Source organism: Luteimonas campi, assembly GCF_051162505.1.
Taxonomy (GTDB): Bacteria; Pseudomonadota; Gammaproteobacteria; order Xanthomonadales; family Xanthomonadaceae; genus Luteimonas.
In genome coordinates, this window is sequence record NZ_JBNWEM010000002.1 from 1072324 (window position 1) to 1091345 (window position 19022).

At 71.0% G+C, this 19022-nt stretch carries 18 protein-coding genes; 6 read left to right on the forward strand and 12 right to left on the reverse strand.

What is annotated here, in order from left to right:
- Nucleotides 1–113: 113 nt before the first annotated feature.
- The 11 genes from ACQYVW_RS09670 to rpsU all read right to left on the reverse strand — a co-directional run bounded on the left by ACQYVW_RS09670 (nucleotide 114) and on the right by rpsU (nucleotide 12395).
- Entirely contained in the window at nucleotides 114–2105 is a 1992-nt protein-coding gene (locus ACQYVW_RS09670) for a S9 family peptidase (protein WP_434946830.1), read from the reverse strand.
- A gap of 375 nt (nucleotides 2106–2480) precedes the next feature.
- Complete coding sequence (locus tag ACQYVW_RS09675; protein WP_434946831.1) at nucleotides 2481–2849, reverse strand: hypothetical protein; 369 nt, start codon at nucleotides 2847–2849, stop codon at nucleotides 2481–2483.
- A 151-nt stretch (nucleotides 2850–3000) separates the two neighbouring features.
- Entirely contained in the window at nucleotides 3001–4368 is a 1368-nt protein-coding gene (locus ACQYVW_RS09680) for a hypothetical protein (RefSeq protein ID WP_434946832.1), read from the reverse strand.
- 320 nt (nucleotides 4369–4688) lie between these two features.
- A complete protein-coding gene (gene dnaG / locus ACQYVW_RS09685) occupies nucleotides 4689–6410 on the reverse strand; it encodes a DNA primase (RefSeq protein WP_434946833.1) in 1722 nt (573 codons plus the stop codon).
- 165 nt (nucleotides 6411–6575) lie between these two features.
- Nucleotides 6576–7466 carry a YihY/virulence factor BrkB family protein gene (locus ACQYVW_RS09690; protein WP_434946834.1) on the reverse strand — a complete coding sequence of 297 codons (891 nt, stop codon included), beginning with the start codon at nucleotides 7464–7466 and terminating at the stop codon, nucleotides 6576–6578.
- Between the two features lie 35 nt (nucleotides 7467–7501).
- The gene (locus ACQYVW_RS09695) at nucleotides 7502–8617 is read right to left on the reverse strand and encodes a serine hydrolase (RefSeq protein ID WP_434946835.1); all 1116 of its coding nucleotides are present in this window, start codon (nucleotides 8615–8617) and stop codon (nucleotides 7502–7504) included.
- Entirely contained in the window at nucleotides 8614–9759 is a 1146-nt protein-coding gene (locus ACQYVW_RS09700; RefSeq protein WP_434946836.1) for a serine hydrolase, read from the reverse strand. Before ACQYVW_RS09700 ends, ACQYVW_RS09695 begins: the two co-directional genes overlap by 4 nt.
- Before the next feature lie 44 nt (nucleotides 9760–9803).
- Nucleotides 9804–10982, reverse strand: coding sequence for an acyltransferase family protein (locus ACQYVW_RS09705; RefSeq protein ID WP_434946837.1), 1179 nt, complete (start codon nucleotides 10980–10982; stop codon nucleotides 9804–9806).
- 57 nt (nucleotides 10983–11039) lie between these two features.
- Nucleotides 11040–11540: a GNAT family N-acetyltransferase gene (locus ACQYVW_RS09710; RefSeq protein WP_434946838.1), complete on the reverse strand. Its 501-nt coding sequence runs from the start codon at nucleotides 11538–11540 to the stop codon at nucleotides 11040–11042.
- A 79-nt stretch (nucleotides 11541–11619) separates the two neighbouring features.
- Nucleotides 11620–12066 (reverse strand): GatB/YqeY domain-containing protein, encoded by a 447-nt coding sequence (locus ACQYVW_RS09715; protein WP_434946839.1) that lies wholly within the window; start codon nucleotides 12064–12066, stop codon nucleotides 11620–11622.
- Between the two features lie 113 nt (nucleotides 12067–12179).
- Nucleotides 12180–12395 (reverse strand): 30S ribosomal protein S21, encoded by a 216-nt coding sequence (rpsU, locus tag ACQYVW_RS09720; protein WP_047138278.1) that lies wholly within the window; start codon nucleotides 12393–12395, stop codon nucleotides 12180–12182.
- A gap of 144 nt (nucleotides 12396–12539) precedes the next feature.
- On the opposite strand from rpsU, the gene tsaD reads away from it, so the two are divergent.
- The 5 genes from tsaD to ACQYVW_RS09745 all read left to right on the forward strand — a co-directional run bounded on the left by tsaD (nucleotide 12540) and on the right by ACQYVW_RS09745 (nucleotide 16961).
- Nucleotides 12540–13595 (forward strand): tRNA (adenosine(37)-N6)-threonylcarbamoyltransferase complex transferase subunit TsaD, encoded by a 1056-nt coding sequence (gene tsaD, locus ACQYVW_RS09725; RefSeq protein WP_434946840.1) that lies wholly within the window; start codon nucleotides 12540–12542, stop codon nucleotides 13593–13595.
- Between the two features lie 135 nt (nucleotides 13596–13730).
- On the forward strand, nucleotides 13731–14087 hold the full coding sequence (gene folB, locus ACQYVW_RS09730; protein WP_434946841.1) for a dihydroneopterin aldolase: 357 nt from the start codon (nucleotides 13731–13733) through the stop codon (nucleotides 14085–14087).
- A gap of 35 nt (nucleotides 14088–14122) precedes the next feature.
- Entirely contained in the window at nucleotides 14123–15397 is a 1275-nt protein-coding gene (locus ACQYVW_RS09735) for a mechanosensitive ion channel family protein (protein WP_434946842.1), read from the forward strand.
- Nucleotides 15398–15489: 92 nt separating this feature from the next.
- A complete protein-coding gene (folK, locus tag ACQYVW_RS09740) occupies nucleotides 15490–16002 on the forward strand; it encodes a 2-amino-4-hydroxy-6-hydroxymethyldihydropteridine diphosphokinase (protein ID WP_434946843.1) in 513 nt (170 codons plus the stop codon).
- Between the two features lie 122 nt (nucleotides 16003–16124).
- Entirely contained in the window at nucleotides 16125–16961 is an 837-nt protein-coding gene (locus tag ACQYVW_RS09745; protein ID WP_434946844.1) for a DUF6159 family protein, read from the forward strand.
- 42 nt (nucleotides 16962–17003) lie between these two features.
- Here ACQYVW_RS09745 and ACQYVW_RS09750 read toward each other — a convergent pair whose 3' ends face one another.
- Entirely contained in the window at nucleotides 17004–17747 is a 744-nt protein-coding gene (locus tag ACQYVW_RS09750; protein ID WP_434946845.1) for a pteridine reductase, read from the reverse strand.
- Nucleotides 17748–17801: 54 nt separating this feature from the next.
- On the opposite strand from ACQYVW_RS09750, the gene ACQYVW_RS09755 reads away from it, so the two are divergent.
- A complete protein-coding gene (locus tag ACQYVW_RS09755; protein ID WP_434946846.1) occupies nucleotides 17802–18980 on the forward strand; it encodes a class I SAM-dependent methyltransferase in 1179 nt (392 codons plus the stop codon).
- Nucleotides 18981–19022 lie beyond the last annotated feature (42 nt).

Here is a 19022-nt window from a genome sequence, read left to right on the forward strand (position 1 = left end):
AGGACTTGACGCTGTCAGTGGCGCCGCATAACGCCGCGTAGCCTTGCAACAGTTTTCCGCTGCCAACTGATTGAAGTCATGGGCATGAAGAGCAGATCGGCTCGCGCGACCGCCTAACCCCCCAGCAGGTGTTGCTGCCAGAACAGGATTGACGCCGCGCCGAAGTAGTCGCTGTTGCTCTTCTTCCGGAATCCGTGCCCTTCGTCGTTGAACATCAGGAACCACACCGGCTTGCCGTTCGCGCGTACGGCCGCGGCGATCTGCTCGGCCTCGGTGTAGGGCACGCGCGGGTCGTTCCGGCCTTGGGCGACGAACAGAGGGGCATCGATGCGGTGGGCGTTCTTCAGCGGGGAGATGCGGTCGAACACGGCGCGCATGGCGGGGTCGCGCTCGTCGCCGTACTCGGCACGGCGCAGGTCGCGGCGGTATTCCTCGGTGTTGGTGAGGAAGGTGGTGAAATCCGAGATGCCCACGATGTCGATGCCGGCGCGGATGCGGTCGCTGTAGTGCATCAGCGAGGCGAGCACCATGTAGCCGCCGTAGCTGCCGCCGGTCACGCCCACGCGCGAGGCGTCGAGTTCGGGTTGCCCGGCGATCCAGTCGAGCAGGGCGCCGATGTCCTTGACCGAATCCTCGCGCTTCTCGGCATTGTCCAGGGTGAGCCAGGTCTTGCCGTATCCGGATGAGCCGCGCACGTTGGGAACCAGCACCGCCACGCCCAGCTCTTCGAGCAGGAACTGGGTACCGGCATTGAAGCCCGGCCGCGACTGCGATTCGGGACCGCCATGGATGCTCACCACCACCGGGTAACCGCCTGCAGGCGCAGGCTTCGCGGGCCGGTAGTAGAAGGCGGGGATGGTGCGCGGCTTGCCGTCCACGTGGTCGAAGGTGGGATAGCGCACCAGGGTGGGGGCGACGAAACGGCTGGTGTCCAGGCCGCCCACTTCGCTCTTCGTCCAGCGCTCGATACTGCCACCGCGCAGGTCGATGACGTGCGCGTCGCTGGGCGAGGTGGCGGTGTTGAGCGTCACCGCCAGCCGCCGGCCATCGGGCGAGAACTCGAGGCCGCCGATCAGGCCCACCGGCAGCTCTGGCAGGCGCACTGCCGTGTGGGCCGGCAGGGCCAGCACGGTGAGGCGGTGGATGCCGTCCTCGTTGGTGACATAGGCCAGGTGGCGTCCGTCATCGGACAGCTCGAATGCGTCCACGTCCCAAGGCGCGGTGCTCAGTTGCACCGGTTGGCCGCCGGGGCGATGGTGGCGCAGCGTCTGGAACTCGCTGGGCCGGCCGCCCACCGGCTCGTCCGACACGTAGTACACGCCCTCGCCGTCCGGGGCGTAGCGGAATCCACCAAAGCCCGCCTTGCCGCCGTCGATCGGGAACATGCGCACGCGGCCGCTGGCCACGTCCACTTCGCCGGGATACGACTCGTTGGCCGAGATGTACTTCATCACCAGCAGGCGGGCGCCGTCGGGCGAGAAGTCCTGGGCGCTCCAGCTGCCGCCTTCCTGCAGCAGCAGGCGCGCCTGCCCGCTGCGCATGTCGCGCAGCCAGATGTCGCGGTCGGTGCCATTGCGCGCGGTGCTGCTGTACGCCATCAGGCCGCCGTCGCGGCTCAGCACCGTGCCGCCGTTCTGGCTGCGCCTGCCATCGGTGAGGAGGGTGGTGTCGCGGGTCTGGTCGTCGAACCAGTACAGCTGCGAGAACTCGTCGCCGCCGCGATCCTTCGCGAACACGAACCCGCGTCGCGGTGCGGCGGATGGGGCGACGGTCACGCCGGCGAGGGGCTCGGGGTAGAACGTGAGCTGTTCGCGCATGCCCAGGGGTTGGCACACGCGATGGACCTGGCTGGTTTCGGCGAAACGGGTGGAGACGAGCAGGCAGCCATCGCCGGTCCAGCCGTCGACCGAGGCGCCTCGTGTGTTCTGGTAGCGGTTGAGGCGCTCGACGAGTTCGGCCGGAATCTCGGGGACGTGCTCGGTGACGCGGTTGCCCTGTTCCTTGCGTTCGACCTCGGCTGGCGCGGGCTGCGCGGTTTGGGCCATGGCGGGCAGGGCCAGCGCCAGGCCGAGGGCGAGGCTGGCAAGCGGCGGGGTCAGGCGCATGGGTGGCTCTCCCGGAGACTGGTGGGGACAGGCTAGTGCAGATCCGGCTGCGTGGCGCGCACTCCCTCGCCGGAGCGCGCTTCAGAGAGGGCGTCGGGCCTTTGGCACGGGTTCGTCCCGCCAAGTCCACGCGGCACCCCGGCCTTGTCCGCATCGGTTACGGAGCAGGCCGGCCGCCGGGCAGGGCGCAAGCCAACGATAACGGCGAGAGGGCGGATGATCGCTGTCCGCACCGCCCGGCTCTGACCATCGCGGGATCGGCGCTCTGCGCCTGCGCGGGGTCACACTGCGGCACGGTGCCTTCGCGCGTTCCTTCCAGCCTGTCCGCAAGCGAGGACGCAAGCGAGGACGCAAGCGGGAAGACCGGCCGCGGCCCTACTGCCGCGGCGTCAGCACCATCAGCACGGTGGCGCCGTCGCTGCCCGGGGGCTCGACCAGGGCGGCGGCAATGACCTGGCCATCGTTGCTCCAGGCCTGGCGCGGATAGCCACCGGTGCCGCTGGGGCTGAGGCCGGGCTGCGGCTCCCAGCCCGCGGCGCGGGCCTGGCGGTCGAGATCGTCGCGCACGCGGTTCCAGTCGCTGCCCTCGGCAAGCCGGTAGTAGGTGGGCGTCCAGTGGCCGTCGCCCAGCGTCCGCAACGACCCATGCAGGTCGGCGAACGCCAGCGACACGCGGTCAGTGCTGGCGTCGTCGGTGGCGTAGCGGGTGGCGCCCGCGGGCGGAGCCAGTTCGGGAAGGCTCATGTCGGCGCGGCGGCCGCAGCCCGTGGCGAGCGCGGCGCAGAGCAGGACGGCGGGAAGGAACCGGAGGGGCGCATGCATCGGCTGCGTGGACCGTGGCGGAACCGATAGCCTAGCGCGCCGCGCGTGCAGGCGGCATGGCGCGCAGGGCGGATCAACGGTTGGCTTCGGCCGCGGCGGCGTAGGCGGCGTTGAAGCTGTCGAACCCGGGACCGGCATCATTGATCGCGCCGCTGGCATCGCGCGGGATGCCCAGCTCGTACAGCGCCTGCTTGAGCTCCTTGTCGCCATCGGCCACGGCGCCGACCACCGAGTCGATGGTCTGCGCGGTAATGCCGTTGCCGACCGAAGCGATCACGCCGGCCACCGGATTGGCGGCGCCCGCCGCACCGAAGCCGGCGCCGAAGATGTTCTTCAGCATGTCGGCCTGGGCTTCGCGGTCGCTGGTGACGTTGTTGATGGCGGCGGCGGTGGTACCGGTGAAGTAGCCGAGGTTGCGCGAGACCACCGGATCCTGGAAGGCCTCGAAGGCGTGGCCGCTGCCGTCGTTGCCCTGCTGCAGGCGGACGATGGTGTCGCGCAGGCGGTCCTCCTGGCCGGTGGCGAGCAGGCCCGCGGTATAGGACACCATCGCCTGGCCGGCGGGATCGTTGTTGGTGCGCAGCTGGGTCACGATGCCGTTGGGATCGCTGTCGAGCAGGGTGCCGAGGGCATTGGCCACTGCGGCCACGTCGTCCTTCTGGCCGACATAGGGCGTCATCAGGCCGCCGGCATCCTGGATGTCCTGCAGCTGCCCGGCGGCGCCTTCGAACACGCGTGCCTTGGTGGCCGCGTCGCCGCTGCTGGCAGCGGCGGTGACGATGTCGGCCAGCAGGGACGGATCGTAGTCGACGCTGGTGCTGCTGGCCCGGCCCATGGAGGTCGTGGTCATGCTGCTGCCGGCGGCGCTCTCGAGCACCGAATCCAGCTGGCCGTCGCTGAGCGCGGCCACGGCGCGATCGAACGAGGCCGGATCGTCGGACAGGCTCGACAGCACATGGCCCACAGCAAGCGCCTCTGGATCGGCGCGGGTGGAGCTGGTGTAGCCGAAGCCGGCGTCGATATCGAGCGTGTCGCCGCTGTCGGTCTGCGCCGCCATGCGCTCCACATAATCGGCGCGCACCGTGGCAGGGGCGCGTTCGCCGATGGCGCGGCCGAGTTCGGCGATGCTGCCGCCGTGGCCTTCGAACGCGGCGGTGACGCGCGCCAGCTGTTCGGCGTCGAGGCCTTCGGCCAGGGAGTTGAACAGGTCCTGGCGTTCGCCGGCGCTCAGCTCGCCCAGGGTGCCGTTGATCTCGTCGGCCCACTTGTCGAGGTTGCCGTCGCTGAGTTCCTGGATGACCTGGTTGCGCTGTTCGGGGCTGAGCCCGGCGAGGACGCGGTTGTTCTCGGTGAGGTCGCCATGGCTGACGTCCCAGTCGGTCCAGCCTTCCGAGAGGTTGTCCTGGATGGTGCTGACGGCGTCGTTGACGGGATCGGACATGACGCATCTCCGTGGCGCAGGGCCGCATGGTCGATGCGGGGATGATCCCGCGGGCGCGCCCCGCCGGTCAGCTGGGGAGTGCCCTAGGGCGGCTGCACGGGATCTGCGGCGACATCGCCCCTGCGCCCCAAGGCGGCCCTCCGGGGGCGAAGCCGGCGTGAATGCGTCGTCGGCGCCCTGCTCCCGGCGGCTGGGCGGGGATCGGGCTGCATTGCACGGGGGTTGCGTAACGCGGTCCGGCTCACCCCCGTCCGCCCCTCGCAGCGGCGGACGGGCGGGGCGCCGGTGTGCCGGGCACGCGCTGTCGCGCCTGGCGCTTCTCAGCGCCGTGCCTGCAGCAGCTCCCGCAGTTCCGCCTTGTCGGCCTCGTCCAGGCCGGGTCCGCGCTGCTTGTCCTGCAGTTCGTCGATGCGTTGCTGCAGGGTCTGCCGGTCCAGCTGGGCGATGGCGTCCTGGAACTCCGCGCGCCAGTTGGCGGCATCGCCGGGCAGGCTCTGGGTGGCGAGCTTGTGCAGGGCGGCGCCATCCTCGCGGTCGGCGAAATGCTCGAGCAGCGCGCCGGTGGTGATGTCCGGCCGCATGCTCACCAGGGCGATGAGTTCGGTCAGCAGGTCGATGCCGGGCTGGCGCAACGCGACGAAGCGGTAGGGTGGCGCGAGATCCAGCGCCAGCGACGGCTGCTGCAGCAGCAGCGAGATCGCGCTGCGCACCAGGCTGCGCCGGGGCGGCGCCAGCGGCTGGCTGCCCTGGCGGCGGATCGGTGCGCGTGTCTCCGCCTGGGCCGCGCGCGCGCCCACGCCGGTGAGTTCGGTCAGCCGCTGCTGCATCAGGTCGCCAAAGGCGCCGTCGGGGATCTGCGCCAGCAGCGGCTTGGCGCGTTCCGCCAGCCGTGCCTTGCCGTCGAGCGTGGACAGCGAGACGCCTTCGGACAGCGTGTCGAACAGGAACTGCGACAGCGGCGTGCCCGCGCGCAGGCGCGCGTCGAAGCCCTGCGCGCCTTCCTTGCGGACGATGCTGTCGGGATCCTCGCCCTCGGGCAGGAACGCGAAGATGGCCTGACGGCCATCGCGCATGCGCGGCAGCACGGATTCCACCGCCTTCCATGCCGCGCTGCGACCTGCGCGGTCGCCGTCGAAGCAGAAATACACGTCCGGCGCGTTGCGGAACAGCAGCTCGGCGTGGTCGGGCGTGGTCGCGGTGCCGAGCGTGGCCACGGCCTGGCTCACCCCGTGCTCGAACAGGGCGACCACGTCCATATAGCCCTCGACCACGATCAACCGCTCGATCTTCTGGTTGGCCTGGCGCACCTGCCACAGGCCGTACAGCTCTCGCCCCTTGTGGAACAGCGCGGTCTCGGGCGAGTTGAGGTACTTGGGGCCGTCGTCCTTGCCGAGCACGCGCCCGCCGAAGGCGATCACCCGGCCGCGACGATCGAGGATGGGGAACATCACGCGGTCGCGGAACTTGTCGTAGACATGGCCGCGGTCGTTCTTCGACAGCATGCCTGCGCGCTCGAGCAGCTGCAGCCGGCGCGGGTCGGTGCCCAGCGCGTCCTTCAGCGCGGAGAAGCCTTCGGGCGCATAACCGATCGCGAACTGCGCGCGCACCGCCTCGCCCACGCCGCGGCCGTCGAGGTAGGCGCGCGCCTTGTCGCTGCCCGCCAGCTGGCGCTGGTAGTAGCGCGAGGCGGCCTCCAGCGCGTTGAACAGGTCCTGGGTGTCGGGATTGGCGTTGCGCTGCTGGGTTTCGCGCGGGACCTCGATGCCGGCCTGGCGGGCCAGCTCGTCGACCGCGTCGAGGAACTCCAGCCGGTCGTACTGCATGAGGAAGGAGATCGCGGTGCCATGCGCCCCGCAGCCGAAGCAGTGGTAGAACTGCTTGGTCGGCGACACCGTGAACGAGGGCGAGCGCTCGTCGTGGAACGGGCAGCGCGCCGAATACTCCTTGCCCTGGCGCTTGAGCGGCACGCGCGCGCCGACCACCTCGACGATATCCGTCCTGGCGAGCAGGTCATCGATGAAGGCGTCGGGGATGCGGGCCATGCGACTAGTGTATGCGGGCGCCGCATGGGGGCGCCGCCGCGACGCGACATCCAGGCTTTCGCAGCCCTGTGACGCGACCGCGCCGCGCGCTGGTGCCGGCACCAGGCCATGCAAGGACGACCTGGCCGGCGTCGGTCCCGCCCCGGGGGCCGCGCGGCGCGGCCGCTACAGCGTTCCCGCTGGCACCGGACGCGGCCGTTCGGCCTCGGGCCGGTGGTTTGCGCGTTCGTCGATCACGGCCGTGAGCAGCGCGCCGACGAAGAACACCACGCCGCCGTAGTAGATCCACACCAGCAGCAGCACCAGCGCGCCCATCGAGCCATAGGCGCTGCCCGGCGCGGCCTGGGCCAGGTACAGGCCGATCATCCAGCGGCCGATCGCGAACAGCCCGGCCGTGATCGCGCCCCCCAGGAAGGCCTGCGGCCAGGCCACGCGGCGGTCGGGCAGGTAGTGGTAGAGGAAGGCGAAGGTGATCACGTAGATCAGGAACGTCACGCTGTAGCCCACCGCCGGCAGCAACGAGGGCATGCGCGCGAACGCGATCTGCAGCGCGGTGGTCGCGACCATCGAAATGATCAGCAGGAAGCCGATGGCCAGCACGACGCCCAGCGAGAACACGCGCTTGCGCAGCCACGCCACCAGCCCGGTGAAGCGCTGCGCCTCGCTGCGGAAGATCAGGTTCAGCGCGCCCTGCAGCTGGGCGAACACCACCGTCGCGCCGACGAACAGCAGGATCGTGCTCCAGATGCCCGCCAAAGAGCCCATGTCGGGCTGGTCGGTGGCATTGCGGATCACGGTCTCGGCCACCTGCGCCGAGCCCGGCCCGGCCAGCTCGCCCACCTGGTCGATCAGCGACTGCTGCGCGGGCGGATACAGCGAGGCGGTGATCCACAGCAGCAGCACCAGCAGCGGCGCCAGCGACAGCAGCGCGTAGAAGGCCAGCGATGCGGCCTGGGTCATCAGCCCGGCCTCGACGAAGCGCTGCAGCAGTGCGCCCGCCAGGCTTTGCTGGAAGCGCCCGGTCAGCTGCTCGACCTTCTGTTTCGCGTGCTGCATGGCACGATCATCGCCGCGCCGGCGTCGACTGCGCGTCAGCGCGGCCGATCGGTCTGCGCCAGTTCGCCGAGCGCCTGGCCCAGCGACTGGAAGGCCTGTTCGGCCTGGCCCAGGTCTTCGAAGCGCTCGGCGCAGGCAACCACCACGGTGGCGCCGTCGCGGCCGCGCTCGGCGTCGAGGATGCCGACGTTGCAGGCGCGCGCGAGCTGGGTGCCGGTCTTCTGCGCGAAGTCGCTGCCCTCCGGCAGGCCAGCACTGATGCGGCGGGCGCCGGTGGTGATCGCGCGCATGTGCGAAAGCAGCAGGTCGGTACTCTCGGGAGACAGCAGCTCGCCCGCGGCCACGCGCTCGAGCAGGCGTGCGAACGCGCTCAACGTGGCCGTGTTCTTGCCGCCCTGGTAATAGGCTTCGAAGGCATGCTCGATGGATTCGGCACGCAGCTCGGAGCGTTCCACGCCCAGGGCATCGGCCAGCGCCTGCAGCCGCGGCTCGCCGGCCTCGGCGTTGCGCAGGGCCACGATCTGCATGTTGTCCAGCGTCTCCACGCCTGGATGGAGCGGGCCGTAGGCGTCGTAACGCACCTGCAGGATGGTGGTGATCGGGCCGAAGCCCTCGCCCACCCATTCGCCGATGCGCGCGTTGAGCCGGTCCTCGCCCAAGTGACGGATCAGCATGTCGGTGGCGGTGCTGTCGCTGTCGCGCAGCGATTTCTCCAGCAGCGTCGCGAGGCTGAAGCGGGTGCCGGGCGTGTGCTGCAGCATGTCGCCGGCGCCGTCGACGAAGTCGCTGCGCTGCAGCTCCATTTCGTCGTCCAGCGACATGCGCCCGGCGTCCACCGCTTCGAGGATCGCGATCGCCACCGGCACCTTGACCGTGGACGACAGGTACCAGGCGCGGCCGTTGCCGCGATCCAGGGTGCCGGCGTGCGGGCCGAAGCGCGAGACATGGACGCCGAACTCGCCGGGCATGGCCGCATCGATGCGCTCGATCTCCGTGTCCAGCGCGTCCACCCAGGCCGGAGCCTCGGCCTGCGTCGTGGTCGCGGCCTGCTGCTGCTCGACCGGCCCCTCCGGCTCACCGCGGCAGGCGGCCAGCGCGAGCAGGAGCAGGGCGAGCGGGAGGCGCGGCAGGCGAAACGGGGCAGGCGTCATGCGGGTGGGGTGGGCGACACCGTCGGGCGCGGCGGGGCCTGCCTGAATACCCCGGAGGCGGTGATGGCCGCGGCAACATCGCGCAGCGCGCGCTCGCCCGCCGCGGTGCCGGTGCCGCGCGTGCAGGCGGCGATCACCACCCGCGCCGGTGCGGTGTCGCGCGCGGCTGCGGGCACGGTCGCGATGCCGAGGTCGCAGGTGCGCAGGTGCTGGGTCCCGGTCTTGTGCTCGAAGCGCGTGCCCGGCGGCAGGCCGGCGCGCAGGCGGCGATGGCCGGTCTGCACCCGCGCCATCAGATCGAGCAGGTACACCGTCTCCCGCGGCGGCAGGGCGCGGCCATCCGAGAGCGCGGCCAGCATGCGGCCGAAGTCGACCAGGCTGGCGCTGTTCACGTGGCTGGCGTAGTAGGCCTCGAAGGCGGCGTCGAGGCTGTCGAGCCGCAGCTGCGCGGGCGTCAGCGACAGCCGCTGGGCGAAGGTGCGCACACGCGCCGGTCCGGCGCCGCTGGCGCGGATGGCGAGCAGGTCGGCCGCGCCCAGGCGCGACGCGGCCGGATGCAGCTGGCCATAGGCCAGGCGGCGCACATCGGCCAGGGTGGTGATGCGCAGGTCCGCTGCGCCGCTGAGTTCGGCGGCGACGGCGTTGACCTGGTCGATGCCCACGGTGCGGATCAGCACGTCGCTGGCGGTGTTGTCGCTGTGCACGATCATCTGCTCCAGCAGCCAGGCCACGCGCAGGCGCGCGCCGGGCTTGAAGGCATTGGTGCCGCCGGCGCCATCGACGTAGTCGTCCTCGCGCAGCGTCACCCGCGTGTCGAGCGACAGCGCGCCGCCCGCGACCGCGCGCATCACCGCGATCGCCACCGGCACCTTGATGCCCGAGGCCAGGTACCAGGGTTCTTCGGCGCGGTAGGAGAACGACTCGTCGCGATCCAGGTGGCGCACGTACACGCCGATGTCGCCGGGATGGCGTGCATCGACCCGTTCCAGCGCCGCCTGCAGCGCGCTGCTCCAGCCGGGCACCGGCAGGACCTGCGGCACACGGACCGGCAACCCGGTCGTAGACGGCCTGGCCGGCTGCGCGGACACCTGGGCCGCGGCCAGCAGCGCCGCGGCCAGTGCGAGGGTGGCGAGCGTCTTCATCGCCGCCCGAGTCTGGCGTGAACGCACGCCATCGCCGCTGAACATCAGCCTCGGGCCGGCGCCTGTGTTGGCGTGTGTGCAGCCTGGCGCCAGGGCAGCGGCAGCCGTTTCCAGATCCAGATCCACAGCGCCGTGACCGCGACCAGCAGCAGCGACATCTGCAGCGCATGCGCGTACGACACCGCCTGGTACCACTCGAACGTGTTGCGCCAGAGCAGGAAGATCACGCTGATGTGCACGATGAAGGCCATCAGCGCGTCGCTGCCGACCACCGCGATCGGACGCAGCAGGCTGGCCAGCAGGTTGCCGCCGGCGATGCACAGCGCCAGCAGCGCCAGCGCGCCGCCCACGCTGAACAGCGAGAACAGCAGGCCCGGCGGATGCTTGCCGTCGTTGCGGCCGATCGCCACCAGGGCCGCATCCATGTCGTCCGCGCGCAGCGCGAACCAGGCCAGCAGCACGCAGGCGGCCAGCGCGACGCCGCCTGCCAGCAGCAGCCGCCTGACCGCCTGCGCGTGGCAGTGAAGCAGCGCTCCGCCGATCAGCAGGCCGATCAGCACCAGCGGCAGGCGAGAGAGCTGGCCCCAGGTGTAGTAGTCCGGATGCTCGACGAAGATCGCCTGCAGCTGCGGCACGCCGCCGAAGCCGGCATGCTGCAGCAGCCACCAGGACAGCCAGACCACCGGCAGCGGGCTCAGCCAGCGCAGCCACGCCGGCGCCTTCGCCCACAGCGGCAGCAGCCACGGGATCCACAGCAGGGCGATGGCGTAGAAGCCGAGGATTTCGACGAACGAGGGGAAGTCGCGGTACAGCAGCGCGTCCACGATCTCCCCGCGCTCGCGATCCCACAGCTCCACCACGGTCAGCAGCTTGTACCAGAGCAGCACCAGCAGCCCGCGCCGCAGCAGGCGGTTGCGGCGCCGCGGCCAGTCCGGCGCGCCGGTCTTCGGTACGAAGGCCACCGCCAGCGCCACGCCGAACACGATGAAGAACAGCGAAGAGGAGAACTTGGTCAGCGCATGCACCGGCACCTGGCCCCAGTCGGGGAAGTCGCTGTAGGGCATCAGCCCATTGGTGCCATGCGCGACGATCATCAGGCACACGGCGAAGCCGCGGGCCAGGTCGATCGCGTCGATCCGTCCGCCTGTCGTCCGGCGGGGTGGGCTGTCGTCGGTGCCGCCCGCGTCGTCGCGCACCGCGGCGGTCGCCGGGTCGGTGCGCATCCCGGGGCTCCTGTGTCCGAAAGGGCCGATTCCAGCAGGGCGCCCGTGACGGCGCGGTCAGCGCACCGGGTCGGCCGCGAGCCTGCGCAGGGCCTCGCCGGTGACGCGCTGCGTGGTCCAGCCGTCCATGCCCACCGCGCCCAGGCGGCGGTAGAAACCGATCGCCGGCGCGTTCCAGTCCAGCACCGACCACTCGAAGCGTCCGCAGCCGCGGGCCAGCGCCAGTTGCGCGAGGTGCGCCATCAGCCGTCGACCGACGCCCAGGCCGCGATGGCGCGGATGCACGAACAGGTCCTCCAGATACAGGCCGGGCCTGGCGAGGAAGGTCGAGTAGTTGTGGAAGAACAGGGCGAAGCCGGCGGTATCGCCATCGACCTCGGCCATCACCACTTCGGCGACCGGCCGCTCGCCGAACAGGGTGGCCGCCAGTGCGTCCTCGTCGGCCTCGACCTCATGCGCGAGCCGCTCGTACTCGGCCAGCGCGCGGATCAGCGCGAGGATCGCCGGCACGTCGTCGCGGCGCGCGGGGCGAAGCGCGATGACGGGAGGCGGCGACATGGGCGATCGTGCAGCAACCGTGGCCGGATACGCTCGGCTTGCGAGGGCGGCCAGTCCCGCCCCGCGAGCAGATTGCGCTTCAGCCGGCCAGCTTCTGCTTGACCAGCTTCGACACCAGGCCCATGTCGGCCTGCCCGGCCAGGGCCGGCTTGAGCACGCCCATCAGCTTGCCCATGTCGGCCGGGCCGCTGGCGCCGGTCTGCGCGATGGCGCTGTCGATGGCGGCCGCGATCTGGGCCTCGTCCAGCTGCGCGGGCAGGTAGGCCTGGATCACCTCGATTTCGGCCCGCTCGATCGCCACCAGGTCGTCGCGGCCGGCGGCCTCGAACTGGGTCACCGAGTCCTTGCGCTGCTTGAGCATCTTCTCCAGCACCGCCAGCACCGCGGCATCGTCGAGCTGGATGCGTTCGTCGACCTCACGCTGCTTGATCGCGGCGTTGATCAGCCGGATCACGCCGAGGCGGTCCTTCTCGCCGGCCTTCATCGCGGCCTTCATGTCGTCGGTGAGCTGCTGCTTCAGGGTCATGGATGCGGGATCTGTGGGTGGCGGGGGGATCGGCGCAGCAGGCGCGCGCCAAGGCATAAACACAAAAAGCCGGCGACGCTCGCGCGTGCCGGCTTCTTGCGAAGCGACGCGGCTCAGTACAGGCGCTGGCGCTTGGTGACGTCGCGCGAGACGCGACGCGCCTGGCGCTTCACCGCGGCGGCCGCCTTGCGCTTGCGCTCCTGGGTCGGCTTCTCGTAGAACTCGCGCTTGCGGGTCTCGGCCAGGACGCCGGCCTTCTCGCAGGTGCGCTTGAAGCGGCGCAGGGCAAACTCGAACGGCTCGTTTTCGCGGACTTTGACGCTGGGCATAGGAATCTCTGGTGTCTGGGAAGTCCGGCCGACAGCGGGCCGGTCTCTGCGAAGGACTCGCACCTCCCGGCCCGGACGGCCAGGGGAGCCGCGTATGATAGCCGCTGGCATTGCAACGGCGCAACCGGCGCCCATCTCCCCTGCATGAAGGTCCTGGGCATCGAATCGAGCTGCGACGAGACCGGCGTGGCCGTCTACGACACCGGCCTGCCCGGCGCGGCCGGCCTGCGCGCCCATGCCGTCTACAGCCAGATCGCGCTGCACGCCGAGTATGGCGGGGTGGTACCGGAACTGGCCAGCCGCGACCACGTGCGCAAGCTGCTGCCGCTGGTGCGCCAGACACTGGACGAAGCCGGGCTGGCCGTCGCCGACCTGGACGGGGTGGCCTATACCGCCGGCCCCGGCCTGGTGGGGGCGCTGCTGGTCGGCGCCGGGGTGGCCCGTTCCCTGGCCTGGGCGCTGGACCTGCCCGCCGTGGCGGTGCACCACATGGAAGGCCACCTGCTGGCCCCGCTGATGGAGGACGACCCGCCGCAGCCGCCGTTCGTGGCTCTGCTGGTTTCGGGCGGGCACACCCAACTGGTGGCGGTGGACGGCATTGGCAGCTACCGGCTCCTGGGCGAGACCCTGGACGATGCCGCCGGCGAGGCCTTCGACAAGACCGCCAAGCTGATGGGCCTGCCCTACCCCGGCGGCCCGCAGCTGGCCGCGCTGGCCGAGCAGGGCAACCCTGGGGCCTTCCGCTTCTCGCGGCCGATGACCGATCGCCCCGGCCTGGATTTCAGCTTCAGCGGACTCAAGACCCAGGTACTGCTGGCCTGGCAGCAGTCCGACCAGTCGGACCAGACCCGTGCCGATATCGCCCGCGGCTTCGAGGACGCGGTGGTCGAAACCCTGGCGATCAAGTGCCAGCGCGCGCTGGATGCCGCCGGCACCGACGTGATCGTGGTGTCCGGCGGCGTCGGCGCCAACCGCCGCCTGCGCGCGCGGCTGCAGGAGATGGCCGCCGCCCGCGGCGGCCGCGCCTGCTTCCCGCGACCGGCCCTGTGCACCGACAACGGCGCCATGATCGCCTTCGCCGGCGCGCTGCGGCTGCAGGCCGGCCAGCACGACGGCCCGGCCGTGCATGTCACCCCGCGCTGGGACATGGGGTCGCTGCCGCCGGTGGCGGCAGCGACGGGATTGGGGAGTCGGGATTAGGGATTCGGAAGAGCAACGCATCCCGGCCGCGACTTGTCATCCCAGGCGTGACGGGGGATCTTGGCCGGGAACGCGCGATGCATCGAAGCGCTGCGCACTCCCAATCCCGAATCCCCAATCCCGAATCCCCGCCCCATGGACAAAGTTTTCATCGAAGCGCTCGAGATCGACGCGCTGATCGGCATCTACGACTGGGAGCGGCGGATCCGCCAGACCCTGGTGTTCGACCTGGAAATGGGCTTCGACAACCGGGTGCCGGCCGCGAGCGACGACCTCGCCGACACGCTCAACTACAAGGCGGTGAGCAAGCGCCTGATCGAGTATGTCTCGCAGTCGGACTTCGGCCTGGTGGAGACGCTGGCCGAGCGCTGCGCGCAGATCGTGATCGATGAGTTCAAGGTCGACTGGTTACGATTGAAGCTCAGCAAGCCGGGTGCGGTGCGCGGTGCCCGTGCGGTTGGCGTGGTCATCGAGCGCGTGCGCGCGCAGTAGCCCGATAGTCGTCGCGCAGGAAAGGAACGCAGGTTTTGCAGGAACAGCTCGAGAGATTGCAGGCGGCGCTGGCGCCGTATCCGTGGGCCTACAGCGGCCTGGCCATCGCCGTGCTGCTGCTGGCGGCCTGGCTGGCCAACTGGCTCACCAAGCGGGTGCTGCTGCGCGGCATCCAGCGCGCGCTGCAGACGTCGGTGGCTCGCGGCGAGGCGCATGGCAGCGAGGTGCGGATGCGGGTGATCCCGCGCCTGGCCAACGTGGTGCCGGCGATGGTGATCGCGGCGGGCGTCTCGGTGGTGCCCGACCTGCCGCCGCAGGTGGTGGCCGTGGTGCGCTCGCTGTGCCAGGCCTTCATCGTGCTGACCGTCGCGCTGGCGCTTTCGCGCGCGCTGGATCTGGTCAACCAGGTCTACGAGCGCCGTCCCAACGCGCGCAACAAGCCGATCAAGGGCTACCTGCAGGTGGCCAAGATCGTGATGTTCGTGCTGGTCGCCATCTCGATCGTGGCGACCCTGATCGGCGCCCAGTTCCTGCACATCCTCACCGGCCTGGGTGCGATGACGGCGGTGCTGATGCTGATCTTCCAGGACACCATCCTGTCGCTGGTTGCCAGCGTGCAGATCAGCAACGACGGCCGCGTGCGCATCGGCGACTGGATCGAGATGCCCAGCCAGAACGCCGATGGCGACGTGATCGACATCGCCCTGCACACGGTGACGGTGCAGAACTGGGACAAGACCATCACCACAGTCCCCACCAAGAAGCTGATCAGCGACTCGTTCAAGAACTGGCGCGGGATGAGCGAATCCGGTGGACGCCGGATCAAGCGCGCGCTGTACCTCGACCAGCGCTCGGTGCGCTTCCTGGACGAGGACGAGGTGGCACGGATGCGCCGCTTCGTGCTGATCGACGGCTACCTGGACCGAAAGGCCAACGAGATCCGCGACTGGAACGCGACGCTGGCCGAACGCGGCGCCGAGGCGGTCAACCGCCGCCGGGTCACCAACCTGGGCACCTTCCGCGCCTACGTCGAGCAGTACCTGCGGCATCATCCGGGCATCAACCAGGACATGACCCTGCTGGTGCGCCAGCTGCAGCCCACCGCCGAAGGCCTGCCGCTGGAGATCTACTGCTTCACCAGCGACGTGCGCTGGGCCTACTACGAGGGCACCCAGGCCGACATCTTCGACCACCTGCTGGCGATCCTTCCCGAGTTCGGCCTGCGCGTGTTCCAGACCATGGGCGATGCGCCGCTCGACGTCACCCTGCGTCGCGCCGACGCAGCGCCGGGGGCGGACGCCACCGGCTGAGGCGCCGCCGCGCGGGGCGCGTCCCGCGTCGGGGCCGGGCTCGCCCGATCGCGCCGGGATGCGCGATCATGTGCGCCCTTCCGGAGCGCGCCATGCACACCGCCTATCTCAGTCTCGGCAGCAACCTCGAGCCAGGGCGGTACCTGCGCGAGGCTGTGCGCGCGCTGCGGGCGGAGTTCCCGGAGGTGCGCGTCTCGCCGTTCTATCGCTTCCCGGCTGTCGGGTACGAGGGGCCGGACTTCCTCAATGCCGCCGCCGTGCTGCGCACCGGCCTCGACGCGCACGCGCTCAACGCCTGGCTGCATGCGCTGGAGGACACGCACGGGCGCGACCGCAGCGGGCCGCGCTACAGCGACCGCACCCTGGACATCGACATCGTGCTGTTCGACGACCTCGTGGCCGAGGGCCCGGGTCCGGCCACGCCGGCCGGCACCACGCCGATCCTGCGGGTCCCGCGCGACGAGCTGCGCCACGCCTTCGTCCTCAAGCCGCTGGCCGACATCGCCCCGGACGCGCGGCATCCGCTGAGCGGAGAGCGCATCGCCGCACTGTGGGCCGCGCACCCGGACCACGCAGTGGACTTCGAGCGGGTGGAACTGGGCTGAGGCGGCCCGGCGCCGGGCACGCCCGGTCACATCGCCGCCACCACGCCCGTCTTCCGGTCTCATCCCCGCATTGCGGGCGCGCCGGCGCCCCGGGCAGGATGCGGACCACCCTGGAGGCACCCATGTTCGACAAGTTTTCCCGCAGTTGGGACCTGGTCAAGGCCAGCGCTTCGGTGCTGCGTTCGGACAAGGAGCTGATGCTGTTCCCGGTCATCTCGGGCATCGCCACGCTGATCGTGCTGGCGACCTTCCTGCTGCCGATGTTCGCGCTGCGGATCTTCGCCGAGGGCTTCGGCATCGGCGCCGCGGTGTTCGGCTTCCTGTTCTACTTCGTCCAGTACAGCGTGATGATCTTCTTCAACTGCGCCCTGGTCGGCGCGGCGATGATCCGGCTCGAGGGCGGCGACCCGACGCTGGCCGACGGATTCAATGCGGCGAAGGCCAAGATCCCGGCGATCCTGGGCTATGCGGCGATCGCCGCCACCGTGGGCGTGCTGCTGCAGTCGCTCAAGAACCGCGACAACAACTTCGTGGTCAGGCTGGTCGGCAGCGGGCTGGGCGCGGCCTGGACGCTGGCGACCTTCCTGGTGGTGCCGGTGCTGGTCTCGCGCGACATCGGTCCGATTGATGCGCTCCGGCAGAGCGTGTCGCTGCTCAAGCGCACCTGGGGCGAGAACGCGGTCGGCCAGGTGGGCATCGGCGCCGCCTTCGGCCTGATCACCTTCGCGGTGGTGCTGGTGGGCGTGGGCGCGACCCTGCTGGCGGCGCAGGTCTCGCTGGCGCTGGCGGTGCTGGTGGGCGTCGTGTTCGTGCTGGTGGTGTTGCTGGTGGGCATCTACCAGGCGGCCCTGAGCGGCATCTACTCCGCGGCGCTGTACCGCTATGCGGTGTCGCACGAGACGCCGCCGGCGTTCCGCGAGGCCGGGCTGGCGCAGGCCTTCCTGCCGAAAGCGCGCTGAGGCGGGACGGGGGACGGCCGCAGCCGGCGTCGCTGCGGCCGCTCAGGCGCCCAGCGGCGTGCGGCCGCCGTCGACAGCGATCACCGTGCCGGTCGTGTAGCCGGCATCGCGCAGCAGCCACAGCGCGGTGGCGGCGATCTCCTCCACTTCCCCGATGCGGCCCAGTGCGGTGTGGGCCAGGATGCGCTGCTGCAGCGCCGGGTCCGGCGCGTCCTCCGGCCACAGGATGGCGCCGGGCGCGATCGCGTTCACCCGCACCTCCGGCGCCAGGGCGGCGGCCAGCGCGCGGGTCATCGCCTCCAGCCCGCCCTTGCTGATCGCGTAGGCCAGCAGGTCCGCGCGCGGCTGGCGCGCATAGACGTCGCTGATGTTGAGGATGGCGCCGCCGCTGGCCTTCAGGTGCGGCGCGGCGGCCTGCGACAGAAAGAACGGCGCGCGCAGGTTGGTACCCAGCAAGGTGTCCCACTGTGCCGGCGTCACCGTGCCCGCGGGCGTGGGAAAGAAGGCGGCGGCGTTGTTCACCAGCGCGTCGAGCCGGCCGAAGTGGCCGACCGTGTGCGCGACCAGCTCAGGCAGCGCGTCGAACCGGGCCAGGTCCGCCTGCAGCACCCGCGCGCTGCCTGGGCGCGTCGATTCGAGGGAGGCCGCCAGCGCTGCGGCCTCCGCGCCGGAGTCGCGGCAGTGCACGGCCACCGCATAGCCGGCCGCATGCAGCCGCCGCACGATGGCGGCGCCGAGACGGCGTGCGCCGCCGGTCACCAGGGCCACAAGGGCGGGCGTCGACATGGTGTGCTCCGGGATTGCCGTTATCCTGACGCATTGTCGCCGCAGACGTTGCCGATGTCCGATGCCCCGCCCGAGAACGACGCCATCGCCCACAGCGCGCGCCTGCACGCGCTGATCCGCGAGCAGGTCGCCGCCGCAGGCGGCGCGATCCCGTTCTGGCGGTTCATGGAGCTGGCGCTGTATGCACCGGGGCTGGGCTACTACAGCGCCGGCGCCACCAAGTTCGGCGCCGCCGGCGATTTCGTCACCGCCCCGGAACTGGGGCCGCTGTTCGCCGAATGCGTGGCCGCCGCGCTGGCGCCGGCGCTGCGCCAGTGCGGTCCCGATGCACGCTTTCTCGAAGTCGGCGCCGGCAGCGGCCGCTTCGCAGGCGATGCGATCGCGCACCTGTGCGAACTCGACGCGATGCCGGCGCGCTACGCCATCCTCGAACCCAGCGCCGACCTGCGCGAGCGCCAGCGCGACTACCTGGCCGCCCGCTTGCCGGCGACGGTGTTCGCGCGTGTCGAATGGCTGGACGGGCCCATGCCCGACGACTGGCACGGCGTGCTGTTCGCCAACGAGGTGCTGGACGCACTGCCCACGCCGCGCTTCTTGCTGCAGGGCGGCGAGGTGTTCGAGGAGCACGTGGCGCTGGATGGCGAAGGCTTCCGGCGGATCGACCGGCCGGCCGACGCGCTGCTGACGGCGGCGGTGCGCCACGTCGAACGCCAGCTCGACGCGCCGTTCGCCGATGGCCACCGCGCCGAGCTGCTGCCGCAGCTGCCGTACTGGCTGCAGGCGGTGGCCGGCGGCATGCGCGCCGGCGCGCTGCTGTTCGTGGACTACGGCTATCCACGCCGCGAGTACTACGACCCGCGCCGTCGCGACGGCACCCTGCGCGCCTTCCATCGCCACCGCCTGGTGGAGGACGTGTTCGCACGGCTGGGGCTGCAGGACATCACCGCCTCGGTGGACTTCACCGCGCTGGCCGAAGCCGGGACCGGCGCGGGTTTCGAACTGGCCGGCTACTGTTCGCAGGCGAGTTTCCTGATCGGAAACGGCCTGGAGCAGCGCCTGGCGGCGCATGAGGCCGGCGCGGTGGACGAGGCCGCGCGCTATGCGCTTCGCCAGCAGGCCAAGGCGCTGACCGTGCCGGGCGGGATGGGCGAGCGCTTCCAGGTAATGGGGTTCGCGCGCGACGTGCCGCTGGACGCGGCCTTCCTGCTGGGCGACCTGTGCTTCCGCCTGTGAGTCGCGGCTACCGGCCAGGCCGCTCGCTCAAGCCGCTGCGGC